Annotated in this window: 13 protein-coding genes and 2 pseudogenes; 3 read left to right on the forward strand and 12 right to left on the reverse strand. The window is 60.8% G+C overall.

Translation table 11 applies throughout. The annotated features are described in order from the left end of the window. Positions 1-120: 120 nt before the first annotated feature. The 4 genes from U4Z31_RS10010 to U4Z31_RS10025 form a co-directional block, all read right to left on the reverse strand. Positions 121-1590: an NAD-dependent succinate-semialdehyde dehydrogenase gene (locus tag U4Z31_RS10010; protein WP_321810355.1), complete on the reverse strand. Its 1470-nt coding sequence runs from the start codon at positions 1588-1590 to the stop codon at positions 121-123. Positions 1591-1600: 10 nt separating this feature from the next. After that, positions 1601-2611: a dihydrodipicolinate synthase family protein gene (locus tag U4Z31_RS10015; protein ID WP_321810164.1), complete on the reverse strand. Its 1011-nt coding sequence runs from the start codon at positions 2609-2611 to the stop codon at positions 1601-1603. A 54-nt stretch (positions 2612-2665) separates the two neighbouring features. Next, entirely contained in the window at positions 2666-3670 is a 1005-nt protein-coding gene (locus U4Z31_RS10020) for an ornithine cyclodeaminase family protein (protein ID WP_321810165.1), read from the reverse strand. Between the two features lie 138 nt (positions 3671-3808). Beyond that, positions 3809-4384, reverse strand: coding sequence for a YceI family protein (locus U4Z31_RS10025; protein ID WP_321810166.1), 576 nt, complete (start codon positions 4382-4384; stop codon positions 3809-3811). 320 nt (positions 4385-4704) lie between these two features. On the opposite strand from U4Z31_RS10025, the gene U4Z31_RS10030 reads away from it, so the two are divergent. Then, complete coding sequence (locus U4Z31_RS10030) at positions 4705-5385, forward strand: FadR/GntR family transcriptional regulator (RefSeq protein ID WP_321810167.1); 681 nt, start codon at positions 4705-4707, stop codon at positions 5383-5385. A gap of 175 nt (positions 5386-5560) precedes the next feature. Here U4Z31_RS10030 and U4Z31_RS10035 read toward each other — a convergent pair whose 3' ends face one another. Then, positions 5561-6613, reverse strand: coding sequence for an aromatic ring-hydroxylating dioxygenase subunit alpha (locus U4Z31_RS10035; RefSeq protein WP_321810168.1), 1053 nt, complete (start codon positions 6611-6613; stop codon positions 5561-5563). A 100-nt stretch (positions 6614-6713) separates the two neighbouring features. On the opposite strand from U4Z31_RS10035, the gene U4Z31_RS10040 reads away from it, so the two are divergent. After that, positions 6714-7652, forward strand: a complete 939-nt coding sequence (locus U4Z31_RS10040; protein WP_321810169.1) for a LysR family transcriptional regulator — start codon at positions 6714-6716, stop codon at positions 7650-7652. Between the two features lie 79 nt (positions 7653-7731). On the opposite strand, the gene U4Z31_RS10045 is transcribed toward U4Z31_RS10040, so the two are convergent. From U4Z31_RS10045 to U4Z31_RS10055, 3 genes are all read right to left on the reverse strand, one after another. Continuing rightward, the gene (locus U4Z31_RS10045; RefSeq protein ID WP_321810170.1) at positions 7732-8781 is read right to left on the reverse strand and encodes a porin; all 1050 of its coding nucleotides are present in this window, start codon (positions 8779-8781) and stop codon (positions 7732-7734) included. A gap of 195 nt (positions 8782-8976) precedes the next feature. Further along, the gene (gene fghA / locus U4Z31_RS10050) at positions 8977-9825 is read right to left on the reverse strand and encodes an S-formylglutathione hydrolase (RefSeq protein WP_321810171.1); all 849 of its coding nucleotides are present in this window, start codon (positions 9823-9825) and stop codon (positions 8977-8979) included. 48 nt (positions 9826-9873) lie between these two features. Beyond that, complete coding sequence (locus U4Z31_RS10055) at positions 9874-10941, reverse strand: aromatic ring-hydroxylating dioxygenase subunit alpha (RefSeq protein ID WP_321810172.1); 1068 nt, start codon at positions 10939-10941, stop codon at positions 9874-9876. A gap of 540 nt (positions 10942-11481) precedes the next feature. Here U4Z31_RS10055 and U4Z31_RS10060 point away from each other — a divergent pair. Beyond that, positions 11482-12444, forward strand: coding sequence for a PDR/VanB family oxidoreductase (locus U4Z31_RS10060; protein ID WP_321810173.1), 963 nt, complete (start codon positions 11482-11484; stop codon positions 12442-12444). Between the two features lie 181 nt (positions 12445-12625). On the opposite strand, the pseudogene U4Z31_RS10065 reads toward U4Z31_RS10060, so the two are convergent. From U4Z31_RS10065 to U4Z31_RS10080, 4 genes and pseudogenes are all read right to left on the reverse strand, one after another. Beyond that, positions 12626-14383: pseudogene (locus U4Z31_RS10065) on the reverse strand (hydantoinase/oxoprolinase family protein); the annotation flags it as partial. A 433-nt stretch (positions 14384-14816) separates the two neighbouring features. Beyond that, positions 14817-14987: pseudogene (locus tag U4Z31_RS10070) on the reverse strand (contractile injection system protein, VgrG/Pvc8 family); the annotation flags it as partial. Positions 14988-15078: 91 nt separating this feature from the next. After that, positions 15079-16374, reverse strand: a complete 1296-nt coding sequence (locus tag U4Z31_RS10075) for an MFS transporter (RefSeq protein WP_321810174.1) — start codon at positions 16372-16374, stop codon at positions 15079-15081. A gap of 866 nt (positions 16375-17240) precedes the next feature. Further along, a complete protein-coding gene (locus U4Z31_RS10080) occupies positions 17241-18215 on the reverse strand; it encodes a sugar-binding transcriptional regulator (protein WP_321810175.1) in 975 nt (324 codons plus the stop codon). Positions 18216-18265: the final 50 nt, after the last annotated feature.

Genomic DNA, 18265 nt, shown 5'->3' on the forward strand with positions numbered 1-18265 from the left:
AACAGGTCGTAGTGAAACCGGGCGGCCGCCGCTCGGCGACGGTCGCCCCGTTTTGTCCCCGGATGGTCAATTTCGAACGCGCAATCGACACCGGTGCCGTATCGGCACCGGACACGTCACTCAAAGGCCACCCAGCGCCACGTACTTGATCTCGAGGTAGTCGTCGACCCCATACTTCGACCCCTCGCGCCCCAGTCCGGACGCCTTCACGCCACCGAACGGCGCCACTTCGGTCGAGATCAGCCCTTCATTGACACCCACCATGCCGAATTCGAGTTGATCGACCACGCGGAAGATCCGGCCGACATCGCGCGCGAATACATACGATGCGAGGCCGAACGGCGTGTCGTTGGCGAGCGCGATTGCTTCTTCTTCCGTTTCGAACCGGAACAGCGGCGCGATCGGGCCGAAGGTCTCGTCACGGAAGATCAACGCGTTCGTCGGAACGTCGGCCAGCACGGTAGGCTCGAAGAAGAATCCGCCCAGTGCGTGACGCTTGCCCCCCGCCAGCACGCGGGCTCCCTTCGACAGCGCATCGCCGATATGCTCTTCGACCTTCCGGACGGCGTCCTCATTGATGAGCGGCCCTTGGACCACGCCCGCCTCCATCCCGTTGCCCACCTTCAGTTCCGCGGACGCGGCGGCGAGCTTCGCGGCGAAAGCATCGTACACGCCGGCTTGCACCAGGATCCGGTTCGCCGCGACACATGCCTGACCGGCATTGCGATACTTCGCGGCAAGAGCCCCCTTCACCGCGGCATCGAGATCGGCATCGTCGAAGACGATCAGCGGTGCATTGCCGCCGAGCTCCATGCTCGTCTTCTTGATGGTCGGGGCGCATTGCGCCAGCAGTTGCGCACCGACCTCGGTCGAGCCCGTGAACGAGACCTTGCGGACCACCGGGTTCGACGTCAGTTCGCCGCCGATCGCGCGAGCCGAGCCGGTGACGACGTTGCACACGCCCGGCGGCAAGCCGGCACGCTCCGCCAGCACGGCCAGCGCCAGCGCGGAAAGCGGCGTCTGGCTGGCCGGCTTGATCACGCCGGCACAGCCGACGGCCCAGCCGGGGCCCGCCTTGCGCGTAATCATGGCCGACGGGAAATTCCACGGCGTGATCGCAGCAAAAACGCCGATCGGCGCCTTCTGGGCGAGGATCCGCCGGCCATCGACGTTCTGCGGAATGATATCGCCGTAGACGCGCTTCGCCTCTTCCGAGAACCACTCGATGAAGCCCGCGGCATACAGGATCTCGCCGCGCGATTCGACCAGCGGCTTGCCCTGTTCGGCCGTCATGATGAGCGCAAGGTCGTCGACGTTGGCCAGCATCAGGTCATACAGGGTACGCAACACCTTCGCGCGCTCCTTCGCGAGCGTCTTGCGCCAGCCGTGCATCGCCCGTTCGGCAGCCGCAATGGCCCGCCGTGTCTCGGCCGCGCCGCCATTCGGCACACGCGCGACCAGTTCGCCGGTCGCAGGATTGCGCACCTCCAGGGTCGCGCCGCTATCAGCGTGCACCCATTCGCCATCGATCAGCATCGCCTGGCGTAGCAGGCCAGCGTCTTTTAGCGGGAGCTTGACGGGTTCGTTCATGAGAGCTCCTTCACGCTGGGTTGCGGCCGACGAAGAAAGCCTCGTCCGCATCGGTTGTCGGATTCAGGCCGGCGACCTCTTGGCCCTTGCGCAGCGATGCCATATCGCGCTGGTAGATGCGCTGGGTCGGATGCGGCAGCGGCCCGCCGTTGTACCCTTGCAGCCACCCTTGATACTTCCAGGCCATCCGGTTGAGAAGGCCACTCGGCGCCATCGGAAGGCCGGCGAATGCCTTGCGCGCCGGATCGATCTTGTACCAAAGCTGAGTGGCCTCGTCGAACTCCCCCGCCTGAATGAGCTTGAAGATCTGCGGCATGACGGGACCGTAATAGGCCGTGTAGTTCGTGCCGCAGAACGGGATGTCCATCACTTGCGCGAGCGGCACGAACTCGTGCTCGAGCGGCGACGAAATCACCACTTCCTTGTGAAATTCCCGATGTACCTCGATGGCAGACATGAAGTTCGGATAACCGCCTTCGGCCTTGATCGCAACGACGTTGGGAATTTCGTCGACCATACGACGCAGCACGGGCACCGGAATGTCGGCCGGATGCAGACGCGAGAAGCCCCACGCGGGCAGCGGGAAAATGATTACGCCGAGATTGGTTGCCTCGCAGATCTTGCGGGTGTACTCGAATATTTCGTCGTACGACTTCGGATAGAAGTACGGAGGGTAACCGAGCAGCACCAGGTCGGCGCCCGCTGCCTCGACACGGCGGATTGCCTCGATGTTGTCCTCGAGCGTGTTGAAAACCGCGTGATGGACGACCACGAGCCGGCCGGATGCCTGGTCGGCCATGATGTCGCAGAACTCGCCGTACTGTTCCAGCGTGATCGCGACCTCCGAACACGACAGCGAGCCGACAAAGCCATGCTGGATGGCCAGCTCGACATCGTGGCGTACGGCCTTTTCGTTGATGCGCTTGAAGTCCGACGTCATCGTCGGAAGGGTCACGTTGGCAACGCCAACGAGATGCTCACGCGCCCATTCGCGCGCTTCCTTTTTGGTGTAGCGGGCCATGCAGTCCTCCTTGTCAGGGTGCTGGAATATTCGGTGTAGCGTTGAGACGCGTGTCTAGCGCTTGGTTTCGAATTCGATCGGCAACGTCGTGGCAAATCCGGCCTCGATCGCCTTGTCCAGGATCAACCCGGCGACCACGATGTCCTGCAGGCCGCCCCCGACCGACTTGTACATCCGTGTTTTCGCATCTTTCAAACGCTCGTCGATAGAGCCTGCGAGTAATTCGGTGAGGCTGAACGACTTCTGATGGAAGGCAATACCCGCCTTCTGAGCGGCGAGCATGTCGCCAGTCTCTTCCAGCACCTCTTCCAGCATGTCGCACACGATGATGTCACTGCGGGCGACGACCGAGACGTCGATCTCGCGCTGTTCGGGAATCGTCGAGCCAATGGAGACGACAGTCGCGCCCGGCTGCAACCAGTCGCCGAACAGAATGGGCTGCTCGTCACGCGAACGGGCAGCGGCCAGCACGAGATCTGCAGCTTCGACCGCTTCCTGGGCGGATGCCACACCACGTGCGGGCACGCCGAGATCCCGTGTGACGGCTTCCGCGAATGCTGCCCTCCGTTCGGGCGTCGGACTGAACACCACGACCTCGGTCAAATCGCGCACGGCGGCGATCGCGCGCGTGTGCATCGACGCTTCGAGTCCGCTGCCGAGCACCGCCAGACGTGCGGCTTTCGCAGGCGCAAGCCGGTCCAGCGCCGCGGCAGAAGTGGCTGCAGTGCGGAAACCCGTCACGAGGTTTCCGTCGACAAACGCGGCGATTCGGCTGGTTTCCTGGTCGAACAGCACGATCACATATTCGACGCCGGGCGAAGCGGAGCCCATCGCCATACCCATGACCTTCGCGCCGTAGTAGCGGCTCCCAATGGGAACGGCCGGCAGCGTGCGCAGCCACGTCTTGCCGGCAACGGCGACTGTCCGCGGCGGTGTGCTCTTGGGCGGAATGGATTGGGCGTATGCCGACTGAAGGGCACGAATCGCGTCCTTCCAGACGAAAACGGAGCGCGCGGCCTCGCTGGACACGAACACGGGCGCAAACGAAGAGATGGTCATATGCAGAACCGATAGTTGGCTTGAAGGGCTCAGCCGGCCGCGCAGCAGACGATCGATGCACGACAGGCTCGAGAGCGATGGATGGGTACCGGGCCGCGGAGTCGCTGCATCTCATGCGAGCGCCCGGCAGCATCTGGATCACGGCTCCCGTGTGATTTCGGTCGCGATCTTCAGTCGTACGTTGTCCGACAGCGCGTGCGGGATCGCATCCATGCCGTAAGCGCTGCGACTGATGTTCGCCGTTGCTTCGAATCCGACCACGGGATGTCGCGTCCACGGATTCACCGCGCGATCGATCAGCGTCGCGTCGAACAAGGCCGGCAACGTGATGCCGCGGATCGTGAGGTCCCCGTCGATCACGTACTGGCGGCCTTCGAACAGTCGCACCGAACGGGAGACGAAGACGATCTTCGGATGTACGTCAACGTGCAGCCAGTCGGTACCGCGCAAGTGTTCGTCGCGCAGGTCGAAAGCCGTGTCGACCGATGCCGCATCGATTTCGAACGACACCCGCGATGCCTCGATGCACCCGTCGTCGAACGCCAGTTGCGCGTCGAAGCGCCTGAATATTCCCGGGGTACGCGTGAGCGCGAGATGGCGGATCGAGAAGCTGATGTGGGTATGCGCGGCCTCGAATGACCACGGCGAGCGCGCTACCGAGTCCGGCTCGACGACGGCGGCGGTGCGCGGCAACGGCAGCAGGAAGTTCAACATGTGGAGTCTCCAACCCGGTTACACCGAGCTCATTCATCTTGAGCATCATGCTAACAACGAGAACGACTCAATGCAACAATTGAAATGCCTCATTTTTATAATTGATTCACATCATGTGCGTATACCCTAAGTATCAATAGCCAAATAAAGGCCCTTCAGGGATAATAAGTCCGCAATTGATGCGTTCAATCGCGCACCAATCCGCTGACACAGATGCATCGCCACCCCGTCGCCGCGAACCGGAACGATCCAGCACGCGGCCAAGCGCGGGGCATAGCCACAACCGACCAAAGAGCCTTCCGGCGCGGGAGGCCGAGAATATGTCTGTACAAACGAATCTGATCGATGACGATGTACTGCGACTGCGCGAGTACATTGAGGGCCACGTCGCTACGAGCGGTGCGTTGCGACTGCCCCCGGAACCGAAACTCAGCGAAGCATTGGGGGTTTCGCGTGGAAGGTTGCGCACGGTGCTGAAAAGGCTCGAAGACGAGGGTGTCATCTGGCGTCATGTCGGCAAGGGTACCTTCGTCGGCCCGAAGCAGGTCAAGCCCGACGACGAGACGTGGTCCTCGTCCATCAGCGTCGACGACATCATGGACGCCCGGCTCGTGCTGGAGCCTCAGCTCGCCGCTCAGGCGGCAGTACATGCGACGGCCACCGACGTCGCGGCGATGACGCAATGCCTCGCCGACATGGCGGAGACTGCGCCGTTCATGCCATGGAAACGGCTGGACGAGCACCTGCACCGGCTCATCGCACAATCGACGCATAACGCGCTGCTGCTGATGCTGTACGACACGATGCGGGTGCAGGTGCATCTCAACTTGGATGCGCGCATGGAAGAGGTGTTCTCTTCGCAAACCGGCCCTCGACACGATACCGACGACGAACACCGGCAGCTCGTCGATGCGATCCGGACGCACAATCCGACCCGTGCGGAACAATTGATGCGCGAACATCTTCGCTCGGTGCGAACCAGGTTGTTCGGCTTGCGCTAGCACGCGCTTCGCGAGCGGCGTAATTTGCCCGTCGCGACGGAAATCGTTCCACCGGGATGACGCACTTCCCGAAGCCGATCCGTCTCCCACGTGCATCGCAAGAACCCTTTGCCGGCCCGCAGTTTCCGGTGGCTCCCGCACGATCGCTCGCGAAAGCCACCGTGCGCGCGGCCCGTTACGCCGTCGTCGCGCTCATTTGCGCAGCGGCCGCGCGCTCTTCTTCGAGCCGCTGGTTGACGGCCCAGCGGAACTGCGAGAGCGCGGCATCGATACCGAACGGGATCATCTTGAAGTCGGGATCGAGCGCAAGATTGTGGTGCTGCGCACTGACCATTTCGCGATCTTCGTCGAATGCATCCACCACCGACTGATGGATCGAGCGCGTCACCTCCGGCCTATCGAGCGAAAAATTGTGGGGGTGCGCGAAGAAGTAGTGAGTCGAGCCCTCCGTCTCCGGCGTCAGCGCCTGGCAACCGTGGAATTCTGCCGCGTCCACGCGGATCCCCTCCGGCGCACCGGTCCCTACGGGCGCCATGCCCGAATCCATGCGCAGGATCGCGGGAATCGTGAAGTCATAGATGTTCCAACGATCAACCTTGCCGGGCCAGTCACGCACCACTTTCACGAACGGCGGCGGCTCGGTGTTCAGCGTCCAGCGCGTAATGCGCACGCCATCCTTGATACGCTCCACCTTCGGCCGCACCATCGCGTAATCCTCTCCGCCGCCCAGCGTCGTCGGATGAACATAGGGCAGATGCGAAAAGTCCAGCAGGTTATCGCAGATCAACAGGTAGTTGACGTCGTAGTGGATGTAACCGGGAAGCGAGCGCCACTGTGGATCGTCGACCCAGTGGGTGTCGGGAATCGTCGACGGATCGGCCAGTTCCGGCTCGCCCATCCAGATCCAGATCCAGCGATGCTGCTCCATCACCGGGAACTGCCTCACCTTCGCGTGCGGCGGGATTCTCTCCTGAGCCGGCGCTTCGATGCACGTGCCCTGACTGTCGAATTTCAGTCCGTGGTACATGCACCGCACGCAGTCGCCTTCGCGTCGGCCGAGCGACAGCGGCGCACCTCGATGGCAACAGCGATCCGCGAGCGCTATCACCTCGCCGGACTCCTTGCGGTACAGCATCACCGGCGTGTTGATGATGGTGCGGGAAAACAGCTTGTCGCCTTCCACCTCGTGTGACCACGCGGCCACGTACCATGTATTGCGGATGAACATCGCTTGTCTCCTGTTTATCGTAGGACGTGCTTTTGCACATCGCGCCATAACGATAGAATCGGATCCGCGATGCAGCAATCTAATGGGATTAATTAAACCTATGCATGCCGCACATATACGTGATCTCGATCTGAATCTGCTGGTGCTCTTCGATGCGATGCTTCGCGAGCGGAGTGTCACGCGCGCGGCGGCGGAAGTCGGTCTGTCCCAGGGCGCCATGAGCCACGCGCTCAATCGGCTGAGGACGTTCTTCGAGGATCCGCTGTTCGTCAAGACACCTGCGGGCATGGAGCCCACGCAGAAGGCCGTGCAACTTGGCGCGACGATCTCGGAAGTGATGACGGCATTGAGGGAGCGTGTCATCTCACAGGCGAGTTTCGATCCCGCCACGGCGCGACGCATGTTCGTGATCTGCATGACGGACATGGGGGAGCTCGTCTTCCTGCCACCACTCGTGCGACGTCTGCGGGAGGTCGCGCCGTTTTGCTCGATACGGTCCGTGCAAGTGCCGCTGGAAGACATCGAAACCACGCTCGCCACGGGCGACGCCGATCTCGCGCTCGGTTCCGTGCGCGCCGCACCTGACGGCTTGTACCAGCAGCAACTCTTTCTACACACGTTCGTGACGATGGTCAGCGTGCACAACAAGGCCATTGGAAAAACGATAAGCCGCGCGCAGTTCGAACGTGCGCCGCAGATCGTCGTTTCGCTAACGGGCCGTGCCAGCGCCGCCTACGACAGCGTGTTCGAGGAATACGGCATCAAACGGAATGTCTTTCTGACAACGCCGCACTTTCTGGTCGTGCCGCACCTGATCGACGCGCAGCCGGACCTGATCGCAACAGTACCGCTGGAGCTTGCAAACGTCTTCGCAAAACTCGGCACGGTGCGAATCGTTCCTCCGCCCGTACCGTTGCCGCCATTCGCACTGCGCCAACACTGGCATCCGCGTTTCCACGACGATTCCGCCAACATATGGCTACGGCGCCTCGTCAAGCAAACGTTCGACCGCTATCCGGATATCGACGGCGGCTCGTAAGCAGGCGGCCTCTCGCATGCACGCCGCGCATCAATGGCCGTCCACGGCATAACGCCGGACCGGCCATTCACACACACAATCAGAACATGTGCATGATGCCGACGGTAGCCCCCGTGGTTGTCCCTGATGGCGCAAAGAGCGACGTCGCGCCCGCCCCGGGCGTCAGTCCCAGATTTGCCTTCCCGTGATTGTTGACGAGACCGACCTGCGCATACACACCGGTGCGCTTCGACAGGAAATATGTCGCGCCGACGACGCCCATCAACGAATGATTCGATGAATCGTTGCGGTCACTGACATACCAGGCCCCGGCATTGAGATCCAGTTGCGGCAATGCGAAGTAGTCAGCGCCGCCGCCGTACACGTTGTTGGTTGCCCCGCCTTGGACCTTGAAACTTTCAAACGAGACCTTCGCAGTGACGGGACCGAACTTGTAGGCTGCGCCGATCAGTCGCCCGACATATGGCACATTGCCAGCAGGAACCGTGACGACCGAGCCTCCGGCGTTGCTGTCGAAAAAGGCGGCGTCGAGTGTCAACCCGCCCCACTCATACTTCAAACGTGCCGAGTACTGGCGGCCCGACTGGAAATTTCCGGCCACGCCACCGAACGAGTACATCGCACTGCCCTGAAAGCCGGACAGTACCGGGCTCGTATAGGAGATAGCATTCGAACTGAAGGAGCCCGTAACACTGACGTTGTTGGAATAGATGGCCAGGATACTGCCAAATTCGGAAAAGGCGCGCGGATCCATCGCCCAAGCAGCCAAAAAGAACGGAGAAAACTGTAGACCCGCCTTCACCTCGCCGAAACCACCCTTCAGGCCGACATACGCCTCACGGCCGAACAAATTTCCGTTTCCGTTGTTGAAGCCGCCATCGGAGAACCCGATGCCGCTCTCGAGCTTAAATATCGCCTGGAGTCCTCCGCCAAGGTCCTCCACGCCCGTGAGACCGAAAATCGCGGGCGCGATCCCCCCGTTCTGAAACCCTACGAACTTACCGCCGTTGCCTCCCGTCGCGAAATTGAACGTCTTGCTGAGATACAGGACACCAGTATCAGCAATGCCATACAGCGTGACGCTGCTTTGCGCGTAGGCCGATACCGAGAAAAGAACGCTCGACGCCATCGCAGCCGTGGTCCTTCCAACACACTTCCGATACATAGCCGTCTCCTTGATTTTTTACTAAATTTTTCATATTTAATTCGCAATGCGAATCATAATTCGCAAACAAAATACAGCCTTCATGCGATCGGTTACAACGATGGAATGCTTCGTTTGGGTGCGCCACCACGTCAACGTCCCGCCAACTGCTTGAGCGGTTCACTTTGCCAGCAGAATGCCGGCATGGTGACGGATGTGGTCCTCGATGAAACTCTGAACAAAGAAGAATCCGTGATCGTATCCTTCGTGCCATCGCAGCGTTAGCGGCTGATTCGCAGTCTTGCACGCCGCCTTGAAGACTTCGGGGTTCAACTGCTGCGCGAGAAACTGATCCGCCAGCCCCTGATCGATCAGGATGCCTTCCTCGAACCTGCGCGCCGCCCGGCGAACCAGTTCGCTCGCGTCATACTGTTTCCAGGAGTCGCGATCGGGACCCAGATATGCGTTGAACGCCTTTTCGCCCCAAGGACACCGCATTGGTGCGGCGATTGGTGCAAAAGCCGACACGGATCGGTAGATATCGGGGTTGCGCAGCGCCAGAGTCAGCGCACCGTGCCCGCCCATCGAGTGGCCAAAGATGCCAAGTCTTTCGCCGTCGACGGGAAGCTTGCAAATGACTAACTCGCGCAATTCGTCACGCACGTACGAATACATCCGATAACGCTCCGACCAAGGTTTCTGACTTGCATCGACATAGAAACCGGCGCCGACACCAAAGTCCCATGTATCACTCTCACCCGGCACGCCTGCCCCTCGAGGGCTCGTATCGGGCGCAACCAGGGCGATACCGTGCTCTGCGGCGAAGCGTTGCGCGCCTGCCTTGATGGGAAATGTCTCCTCGGTACAGGTCAGTCCGGCCAGAAAAAACAGCGCCGGCACCTTCCAGTGCTGTGCCTCGCTCGGCATGAACACCGAGAAGCGCATCGGCAAGCCGATCACCTGGGACTGATGCCTGTAGACGCGTTGTGTGCCACTGAAAGAACCGTGAGACTCAATCAATTCAAGCATTACAATTTCCCTCGATGGATCACGAGCAAGCCGAATGCTGCCCGCCTTTCATTTCGCAGGCTGCAGTTGGCGTTGAGCCAGTTCGGCCTGGATCAGGTTGTCCAACAGGCGCCGGACACGGACCGACGCGGCGTCGCCAGCCAGAAGTACCGGCTTGAGCGACCAGAAATCTTGTTCCCCGATCGATTCCTGTTGCTTCTCGAGCATCGGCGTGTCTTCCCGATCGAAAGTACTCTTGAATGATTCGACCACGCTGACCGCGATTTTCTCGGCTTGTGCGCCACCACTCTTCGGCATACACATGGAAAACCAATAGTGCGACGTGCTCTGCGTCTCTGGCGTGAACAGATGAGGATTGTTGAAAATGAGCCCGACGGCCTCGCTGCGTGGGCGCCCTGTCGGCGTTGCGCCACCCAGTAGCAGCAGGCTCGACGGCGCGCTCCACCGGACATCGAGCCAACGGTCGACACGCAGCCCTCGCGGAACGCCAAACTGGTCGCACGCTGCGTCCGGCAGCAGTTCGTTTTCGATGAAGCGGAGTGACCACACGTCGCCGCCTTCCTGACGCACCTCCGTTCGTGCGCTTCTGACCGATTCGCTTCCCAGCGAATCGGGATGGAGAAATTCGATATGCGACAGATCGAGAATGTTGTCGACCTCCAGCCGATAGTTCGCTCGCGGCCGAAGATAGGCTTTTCCGACGTACCAGTTCTCCGGATCCATACAGGAAAAGTCCGGGATACGGGATGGATCGGCATGCTCGGGCTCACCCATCCAGATCCACATCACGCTTTGACGTTCGACCAGCGGATACGAACGCACCCGCGCGGCAGCCGGGATCCTTCCGTCTCCGTGCGGGTTGCGAACACACCGCCCTGAGCCATCGAACTCCAGGCCGTGATAGCCACATTGCACCGAGCCTTTATCCGCCACGAAACGACCGCAGGACAGAGGAGCGAATCGATGTGGGCAGCGATCGTACAGCGCATGGGCTACGTTCATTCCATCCCGAAACATCACGATTGGCTGATCAAGCAGTTTTCTCGCAAGGAGCGTGTCGTTCTCGAGTTCACTGCTCCAGCCCGCCATGTACCACGTGTTGAACAGATATTCCATGCTGTCGTCTCCTCAGGGTAGCTTATATACCGATGCTGATAGGGCGGACTGACTTCTTCGCCGGATTACCCGTCACCCGCGCTGCACGATCGGTCGGTATGTCGGCGATATTCGCGTTGGTCCAATGTCTCGCTCCTTGGTCAGGTCGGTCGTATTTTTCTCTGAGATGCACACTGCAAACCGCCCCAGCCAGGGCTGGATAGCACCATCGCCAGCCAGGCCAGCGTGGCATCATTACGGAACGATTCGTTTCGTTTCACTTTAATGGAAGGATCTTTCGTGTGCAACCGGGATTCCCCCGACATTGCACCGGGTTTCCGTCGGCGATTTGTAACCCATCTAGCTATAGCGCAGCCACTTTCCATACCCGTCTGAACGACGGGGAGACGAGGGTAAATCCCCTTGACCCGGGTGTGCATTATGGTATTTTTAAATACGAACCGTATCGCATCTAAAAATGTGAATGCTCGAGGTTGGCGACGAGAACCCTGCAGGGGAACCCGCCCCGGGCATTTCGCCCCCTGGATCAGGAGTTTTGATATGAATGCAGCAACTCGATCTGTTCGCGTGTCAGCCAAATTGATGGAAACCGGCGATATCTGCAGCTTCGAATTGGTCGCTCTCGACGATGGCGCGCTCACTCCGTTTTCCGCCGGGGCGCATGTCGACGTCCACTTGCCAGGCGGGCTGGTGCGCCAGTACTCGCTGTGTAACAACCCGGCCGAAGCCCATCGCTATGAAATTGCCGTGCTCCGCGACACGAATTCGCGCGGCGGCTCAGCCGCGATGCATGCGCTTGAAGTTGGACAGATCGTCGAAATCAGCGGGCCCAAAAACCATTTCCCGTTGGCACACGACGCGTCTCACAGCGTACTGTTCGCCGGGGGAATCGGCATCACGCCCTTGCTTTGCATGGCAGAACGTCTGGCACGCCTCGCCAAGCCGTTCGAATTGCACTACTGCACGCGGTCGGCCAATCGCACCGCTTTCTCAGCGCGCATCCAGGCCGCCCCATTTGCTGGGAACGTGCGGTTCCACTACGACGACGGTCCTGAGTCGCAGAAACTCGATCTCGCGACGCTGCTCAAGTACGCCCCCTCTACCACGCACCTCTATGTCTGCGGACCGTCGGGTTTCATGAACTGGGTGCTCGAGAGCGCGAGGACGGAAGGCTGGCCCGAGGAGCGGCTGCATCGTGAGTATTTCGCGGCGGCTCCCACAGATAAGAGCAGTGATGGCGCCTTCGACGTGCAAATCGCGTCGACGGGAAAGATCATCCAGGTGGCGGCAGGTCAGACAGTGGTGTCGGCACTGACCGCCAATGGAATCAGCGTTCCTACTTCCTGTGAGCAAGGTGTCTGTGGCGCCTGTCTCACGCGCGTACTGGACGGCACGCCGGAGCACCGCGACATGTTCCTCACCGCAGAAGAGCAGGCGCGTGCTGACCAGTTCACGCCGTGCTGTTCGCGGTCGAAAAGCCCAATGCTTGTGCTGGATCTCTAAAGCGCTGTGTCGTCAGCCTCTGGAGTCGCCTTTGATCGGTGAACGCACTCGGCCAACGGAGATCAGCGAGACAACGATGGGGCGCTCGGTGGAGCACCCGTCCGACACGTGACCAAGCATTTGCCGACCGCCATGTAGGTTGAGTTGCCTTGCGAATCCTCGAGGAATACCCTCGTATAAGTGACACTGCTGCGACCGGCGACTCGATCTCGAGATCGTTGAGCTGGCCCATGTACTGCATCCGGAAACCCGGTCGCAGGATCACGTCGCGCTCGCTGAAGCCGTTGATGCGGAACTCGTCGATGACCTTCGCGGTGAGTTCGGCCCAGGCCTTCTGGATGATCTGCGCGGCCTGAACCTTATCGGCATCGGGCGCAAGCAGGGGCAACGCGAGATCGACGCTCTTGTCGTAGCGATACTCGAAGTCCGCGCAGGCACAGCCGAACGCGGAAAATCCCGCGGCCCAGGCCGGCACCACGACGTCCTTGAAGCCGAGCCCTTCCGTGTAGCCATACGTGTGAACCGGCCCGGCCCCGCCGTACGAGAAGCAAACGAACTCGGTCGGGTTGTAGCCTTTCGCGCTCACGTTCGAGCGCAGGTACTCGCGCAACTGAAGATCGAGCAGTTCGATCACGCCGGCCGCCGCATCTTCGACCGTGAGCTTGAGCGGATCGGCAATTTGCGCCTTGATGTGCTGGCGCGCCCGGTCGACGTCGAGCTTGATTTGGCCGCCGAGGAAGTTGGTCGGATTCAGGTACCCGAGCACGACGTGGCAATCGGACACCGATACGGTCGTCAGGACGCTTTCCGGCCAGCACGTGCCGACCCGGTAGCCGGCGCTGTCCGGACCGAGCTTGATCGAGCCACTATATGGATCGAGCCGCACGAAACTGCCCGCGCCCGCCCCCACCGAATCCATCGTGACGAGCGGCAGCGACAACACGAGTCGCGCCATGTCCGGGTCCGACGCTATCGCGAACTTGCCTTTCGTGATCAGCGCCATGTCGAATGATGTGCCGCCGATGTCGGAGCACGCGATATTGTCGTAGCCGAGCGCCTCACCGAGCAGCTTCGAGCCGATCACGCCGCCGATCGGCCCGGACACGATCGTGCGCGCGAGCTCCTTCGCCTTCCAGCTGATCGTGCCGCCGTGCGTTGCCATCACCCGCCAGTCGAACTTCGCGCCGTGTTTGTGGAACCGATCGCTCACCTTCCTGAGCGTCTGCCGCGACGGCTCGGCCGCATAGGCTTCGAGCACGGTCGTGTTCATCCGGTGGCTTTCCTTGCGCTGCGGATATTAGTCGACCGACGCGAACACGGGCACGTCCACGCCGATCGCCTTCAGTTCGTCCTGCACGATGTCACGCGCCTGACGTTCGCTGGTCGCGTTCTTGTGCGACTGCAGGAAACAGATCACGATCGCCATTGCGCCTGCAGCGGCAAGTTCGCGCGTCGCCTGCCGAACTTCGCCTTCGCGCAGCGGAATCACGATATCGCCCTGCACGTCCGTGCGCTCGGTCACGCCGCGCGTGCGGGCGAGCGGCACGAGCGGCTCGTCATAGCGGTGCGTGTTCAGATGGATCCGCTCCTCGAGCGCATACCCGAGATAGCTCTGGATCGCGCGCCCCATCGAGTGCACGTGCTCGAAACCCTTGTTCACGAGCGGGCCGACGTCCAGCCCCTTGCGTTGCACGACACGATTGAGCATGGCGGTACCGGAATACACGCAGGTCACGAGTTCCGGGTACACCTGATCGATGTCGCGCTGCCAGTGCGCCAGCGCGTCCTGCGACGAATTGAGGATCGCGAGCGACTCGTCCTCCGGATTGCTCTGCGCCTTGCCGACGACGAACCGCCCGTCGGCACGCACGAAAAATGTATCGATCATCGTGCCGCCGGCATCGATGCCCAACACCTGGACTTGCGAAAGCCCTTCCATGTTTTCGTCTCCAAAGATTGATGTCGTGACGGTGCGGGGCGACCGTGGCGTGAACATGCCGCCGAGGCACGACGTCGCCTCGCTTGTTGCAACACGCATGCTATCCAGCAGCAGACGTCCGGCAAACCCACGTGCGGCAAGGCACCGTGGTCTCGCGCAAGGCGATGGACGAAGAGGGGGAAAGGGTTGGTTCGAACTGACAGCGAACGGAATCCGGACACTCCGGCCGTCCGGATATCGGTCGCTCGACCGACCGGCTCGTGCCGTGTCAGATTGGGCCTCGGGACGAAACGCGAACTCATGTCCCGTGGCGTCGCCCGACAAACCTGTCTGATCGTTTCCGTCTTGCGCTTCGCGACCGCCTCGCGATGCGTACCCAATGGTCGGTCGCATTGCGATTGGCAGAAATCGTCACGAATTTCGTTTGTCCGACGGTCAGCGTGTTCTCGACTGGAAAGTCATGCGGCGCCAGCACCTCCAGCACGATGTCGGGCACGGTGCGGTTCTGGAATATCCCGCAGTCGGAGCGGCGCGTCACGAGCCTCAGCCACGACCACGGCCGCACGACGACCGCGTTGCCGTAGTGCCTTTCGGTACACCGGCCGGTATCTCAACGAATTATCCTTGCCAGGGTGAACCCGGTTCCATCTGTCCGCGTGCCTGTCCCAGATGTGCCATCTTGGCGTAGTCAATGGTCAGCGTTCCGCATCGATTGCCGTGGCTTCTCCACCCAGGTCCAGTCGTGCTGCCTCATTCGCCACCTGTCGCGTTGACGGATACTGATAGCGCCCCAGCGACAACACCAGCACCGCAGCCACACCCAGGACGATCGGCAAAACCGACAGCGGAACGGCATAGTCACCGTGGCGGTCGAACCAGGCACCCAGCCCGATCGGTCCGATGACGGCGCCAAAGCCGTATCCCGACAGAGCGATGCCGAACAGCGTGCCGAACGCGCGCAGGCCAAAATAAGAGCGGATCAGATAGGTCATCAAGTCCCCCTCGGCGCCGATGGCCAGTCCAATCAGTGCCGCCGCCGACAGCATCGCGCCATAGTTGCCTGTACCGCGCAACAGCAAGATTCCTGCGGCTCCTCCGATAAAGAAGCCCGCTGCGACGAACGGCGCATGGATGTGGTCGATCAGGATGCCAGTGACGATGCGGCCGATCAAAAGGCCCAGGCCGACCATTGAGGCGCTGCGTGCAGCCTCCTGTGCCGTAAAACCACGATCCGCGAACATCGAAGGTAGGTGCGACCAAAGTGAGAGCGTGGCAGAGGAAGCCAGAACGAAGGCCAACCAGATCGCCCAGAGGCGGTAGCTGCGCAGCGCAGCAGCCAACGCCACGCCGGTGCGTGGTGACGCCGTGCCGGCTTTCGCCGGTGCAAGCCGCTCTCGCAGCAGCGCACAAGCCAGCAACGAAAGCACGATGGTTCCAAACCCTAGCGTAGCGTACGCGGCGCGCCACCCGTATGTCGTGATCAGGAATTGTGCAATCATCGGCATCACCACCGTGCCCAAACCCACCCCGCACATTGCCAGCCCGAGCGCCAGCCCCAGGCGCCGATCAAACCATTGCGGTAGCGCCGCAAGGTAGCCCAACGATGAAGTGGCCGCCCCCGCGACGCCAACCAGCGCCGACAGCAGGACCCACAAAGTTTTGCTGCCTTTCTGCAACGCCATAGCCGCCATCGCTGCGCCGAACACCACGGCGGAGCACGCGATCACGCGGCGGATACCAAAGCGGTCCATCATGGTGCCCACCATGGGACTTACCAAGGCCAGCCCGAACATTGACGCGGAATAGGACAGAGCGCCTTCCGAGCGCCCCCACCCAAACTCAGCGGATAGCGGACGCACGAAGACTCCAACCGTCCCATTAAAGAGCGGTGCATAGCCGACAAGCATGCCAAGCCCGGCGCCGATAACGACAGCCACATACGTCCATCTGCCGTAAAGCGGCTGACCTTCATGCGAGAGCTGAAACTGCATCCTGTTGCCTCCTCGGCGATCGCTCGCAGAAAATTTTTCTTTCCCGGAACATCGGCTCCGAGTCACCTTTCAAGTATTTCCCTGCCTGATTCATCCAGGCACCGTTCCAGCCCTACAAATAGAGCGCTGACGGGTCATGGTTCAAACAACAGCGCCACTGATTCTCGGCAGTGATTCAATCACCCACGTCGCGTAACCCGTAGATGAGGACCCCGCTTGGCGAAGAATCGTGACTCTGCGACGCGCCAGCGTGGCGCAAAGACACCCGATTCGCCATTTCCTGTCCCTTCTCGTTACGCGTGGTCGCCAATGTAGTTATGCAAAACTGATCAATCAATCTTGATCGTTCAATCAATGCTCCGCGATCCGGCGATTGCGGCCGATACGACAGGACGACACCGGTGTCGCACTGGGGAAAGTCCCAATCCCTGGATGGTCTGGCAAGATCGGCATCTTCAGGCGGCTGTAAAACGCCTCCAGTCAAGCATTCGAACCGTTCGCCTTGGACGCGACCGAGTTGCGAGATCGAGATTGAGGCCGGCAATTGGCGGATTCGCATTCGCGGTGTGTCGCATGAATTCGCAGAAGGGATTCTGCGGGACTGGCTGAAGTGACCACTCCAGACATGCGAATCTGGATCGCCGCTGATGTGACTGACATGCGATCCGGCTTCAATTCGCTGGCTGCATGCGTGCAAACAGTGCTGGAAAAGCGCCCGTATTTATGTGGCAGCGCTTCAATCGACGCGAGACTCACTGGCGGATTGGTCACAGAAGTCCGCCACAGGTCGATGCGAGGCTATCCCGGTGCCGGTCTGCACGGTCGCGTAATGCGGCCGCGCGATCGCCTGGGACGCTTTCGAATATCTACGACTGAAGCAGAGCCGCAGCTGCTTTTTCGTCGGTGATAAGGACGTGACAAAGGCCCGCACGTATTGCCCCCTGAATAATCGGGACCTTGTGCACGCCGCCGGCTGCGAGTACCAACTCTGGAATTGCCCGCAACTGGTCGAGTTGCGGGTGCACGATACAGCGCACCAGCGGATGAGCGACTGTGGCCCCGGACGCATCGAGGTAGTGTCCGCACACATCTCCGACTGCTCCAGCGGCGCGCAGTGAGGTGCAAGCTTCCTGCGATATGACATCGTACTCGAGCGCTTTCGACTGCTCGGATAGGTCGATTGCGCTGAGCAGCGCCAAGTCGATCTCTTGAACCATGTTCAGAACGGACCGAATTGGCTCACTTTCGACGAGCGCCTCGCGCAGGCTTTCGCTCGCAGCAATTAGCGGAGCCGTCATGTAATAACAGGTTGCATCCAACGCACGAGAGAACAGCGACGCATTATCGAAGGGATTGATTTGGGTGCTTTTCGATAGCCCGCCGCACATCAGAACTACCTTGTTCTCGGCAGCCTGCCGTCGCACGATATTCTGCGCAGCCGAGTTGATGGTCCCGCCCCACGAAATACCCAGCGTCGCGCCCGGACGCAGATTGTCACTGATGTACTTTCCTGCTGCCGCGCCCACCAATGTGCGTACGTCCGTCTCCTCTGACGCGACCGGCACAACTATCGCGTGGCGCAACTCGTACTTTTGCCGCAGTCCCGCCTCGAGTTCCATGCAAGCCCCATATGGGCTATTGATCGCGATCTGCACGAAGCCATTCGTGCGCGCGTCGTTCAGGATCCGATTGACCCGCTTGCGAGTGAACCCCAGTTGCTGAGCGATTGTTTCCTGCGTCAATCCTTCCTTGAAGTAGTTCCAGCAAACGCGGGCCATCAACTGTGCGTCCGCCGCCCCCTCATCACGCTCTATCTCACTTCTTATCGCCATATCTCGCATTCTTACTCGATGGAGGTCGTTCGCGCCCTGTCAGGGGCTGCAATGGCGCC

The organism is Burkholderia sp. BCC1985 (assembly GCF_905339915.1).
Taxonomy (GTDB): Bacteria; Pseudomonadota; Gammaproteobacteria; order Burkholderiales; family Burkholderiaceae; genus Burkholderia.

Bases quoted from the DNA above. Each gene is read 5' to 3' on its own strand.
- U4Z31_RS10015 (WP_321810164.1), bottom strand. From the start codon at position 2,611: ATGGCCCGCTACACCAAAAAGGAAGCGCGCGAATGGGCGCGTGAGCAT.
- U4Z31_RS10025 (WP_321810166.1), bottom strand. From the start codon at position 4,384: ATGTTGAACTTCCTGCTGCCGTTGCCGCGCACCGCCGCCGTCGTCGAG.
- fghA (WP_321810171.1), bottom strand. From the start codon at position 9,825: ATGCTTGAATTGATTGAGTCTCACGGTTCTTTCAGTGGCACACAACGC.
- U4Z31_RS10055 (WP_321810172.1), bottom strand. From the start codon at position 10,941: ATGGAATATCTGTTCAACACGTGGTACATGGCGGGCTGGAGCAGTGAA.
- U4Z31_RS10040 (WP_321810169.1), top strand. From the start codon at position 6,714: ATGCATGCCGCACATATACGTGATCTCGATCTGAATCTGCTGGTGCTC.
- U4Z31_RS10045 (WP_321810170.1), bottom strand. From the start codon at position 8,781: ATGGCGTCGAGCGTTCTTTTCTCGGTATCGGCCTACGCGCAAAGCAGC.
- U4Z31_RS10060 (WP_321810173.1), top strand. From the start codon at position 11,482: ATGAATGCAGCAACTCGATCTGTTCGCGTGTCAGCCAAATTGATGGAA.
- U4Z31_RS10075 (WP_321810174.1), bottom strand. From the start codon at position 16,374: ATGCAGTTTCAGCTCTCGCATGAAGGTCAGCCGCTTTACGGCAGATGG.
- U4Z31_RS10010 (WP_321810355.1), bottom strand. From the start codon at position 1,590: ATGAACGAACCCGTCAAGCTCCCGCTAAAAGACGCTGGCCTGCTACGC.
- U4Z31_RS10020 (WP_321810165.1), bottom strand. From the start codon at position 3,670: ATGACCATCTCTTCGTTTGCGCCCGTGTTCGTGTCCAGCGAGGCCGCG.
- U4Z31_RS10035 (WP_321810168.1), bottom strand. From the start codon at position 6,613: ATGTTCATCCGCAATACATGGTACGTGGCCGCGTGGTCACACGAGGTG.
- U4Z31_RS10030 (WP_321810167.1), top strand. From the start codon at position 4,705: ATGTCTGTACAAACGAATCTGATCGATGACGATGTACTGCGACTGCGC.
- U4Z31_RS10080 (WP_321810175.1), bottom strand. From the start codon at position 18,215: ATGCGAGATATGGCGATAAGAAGTGAGATAGAGCGTGATGAGGGGGCG.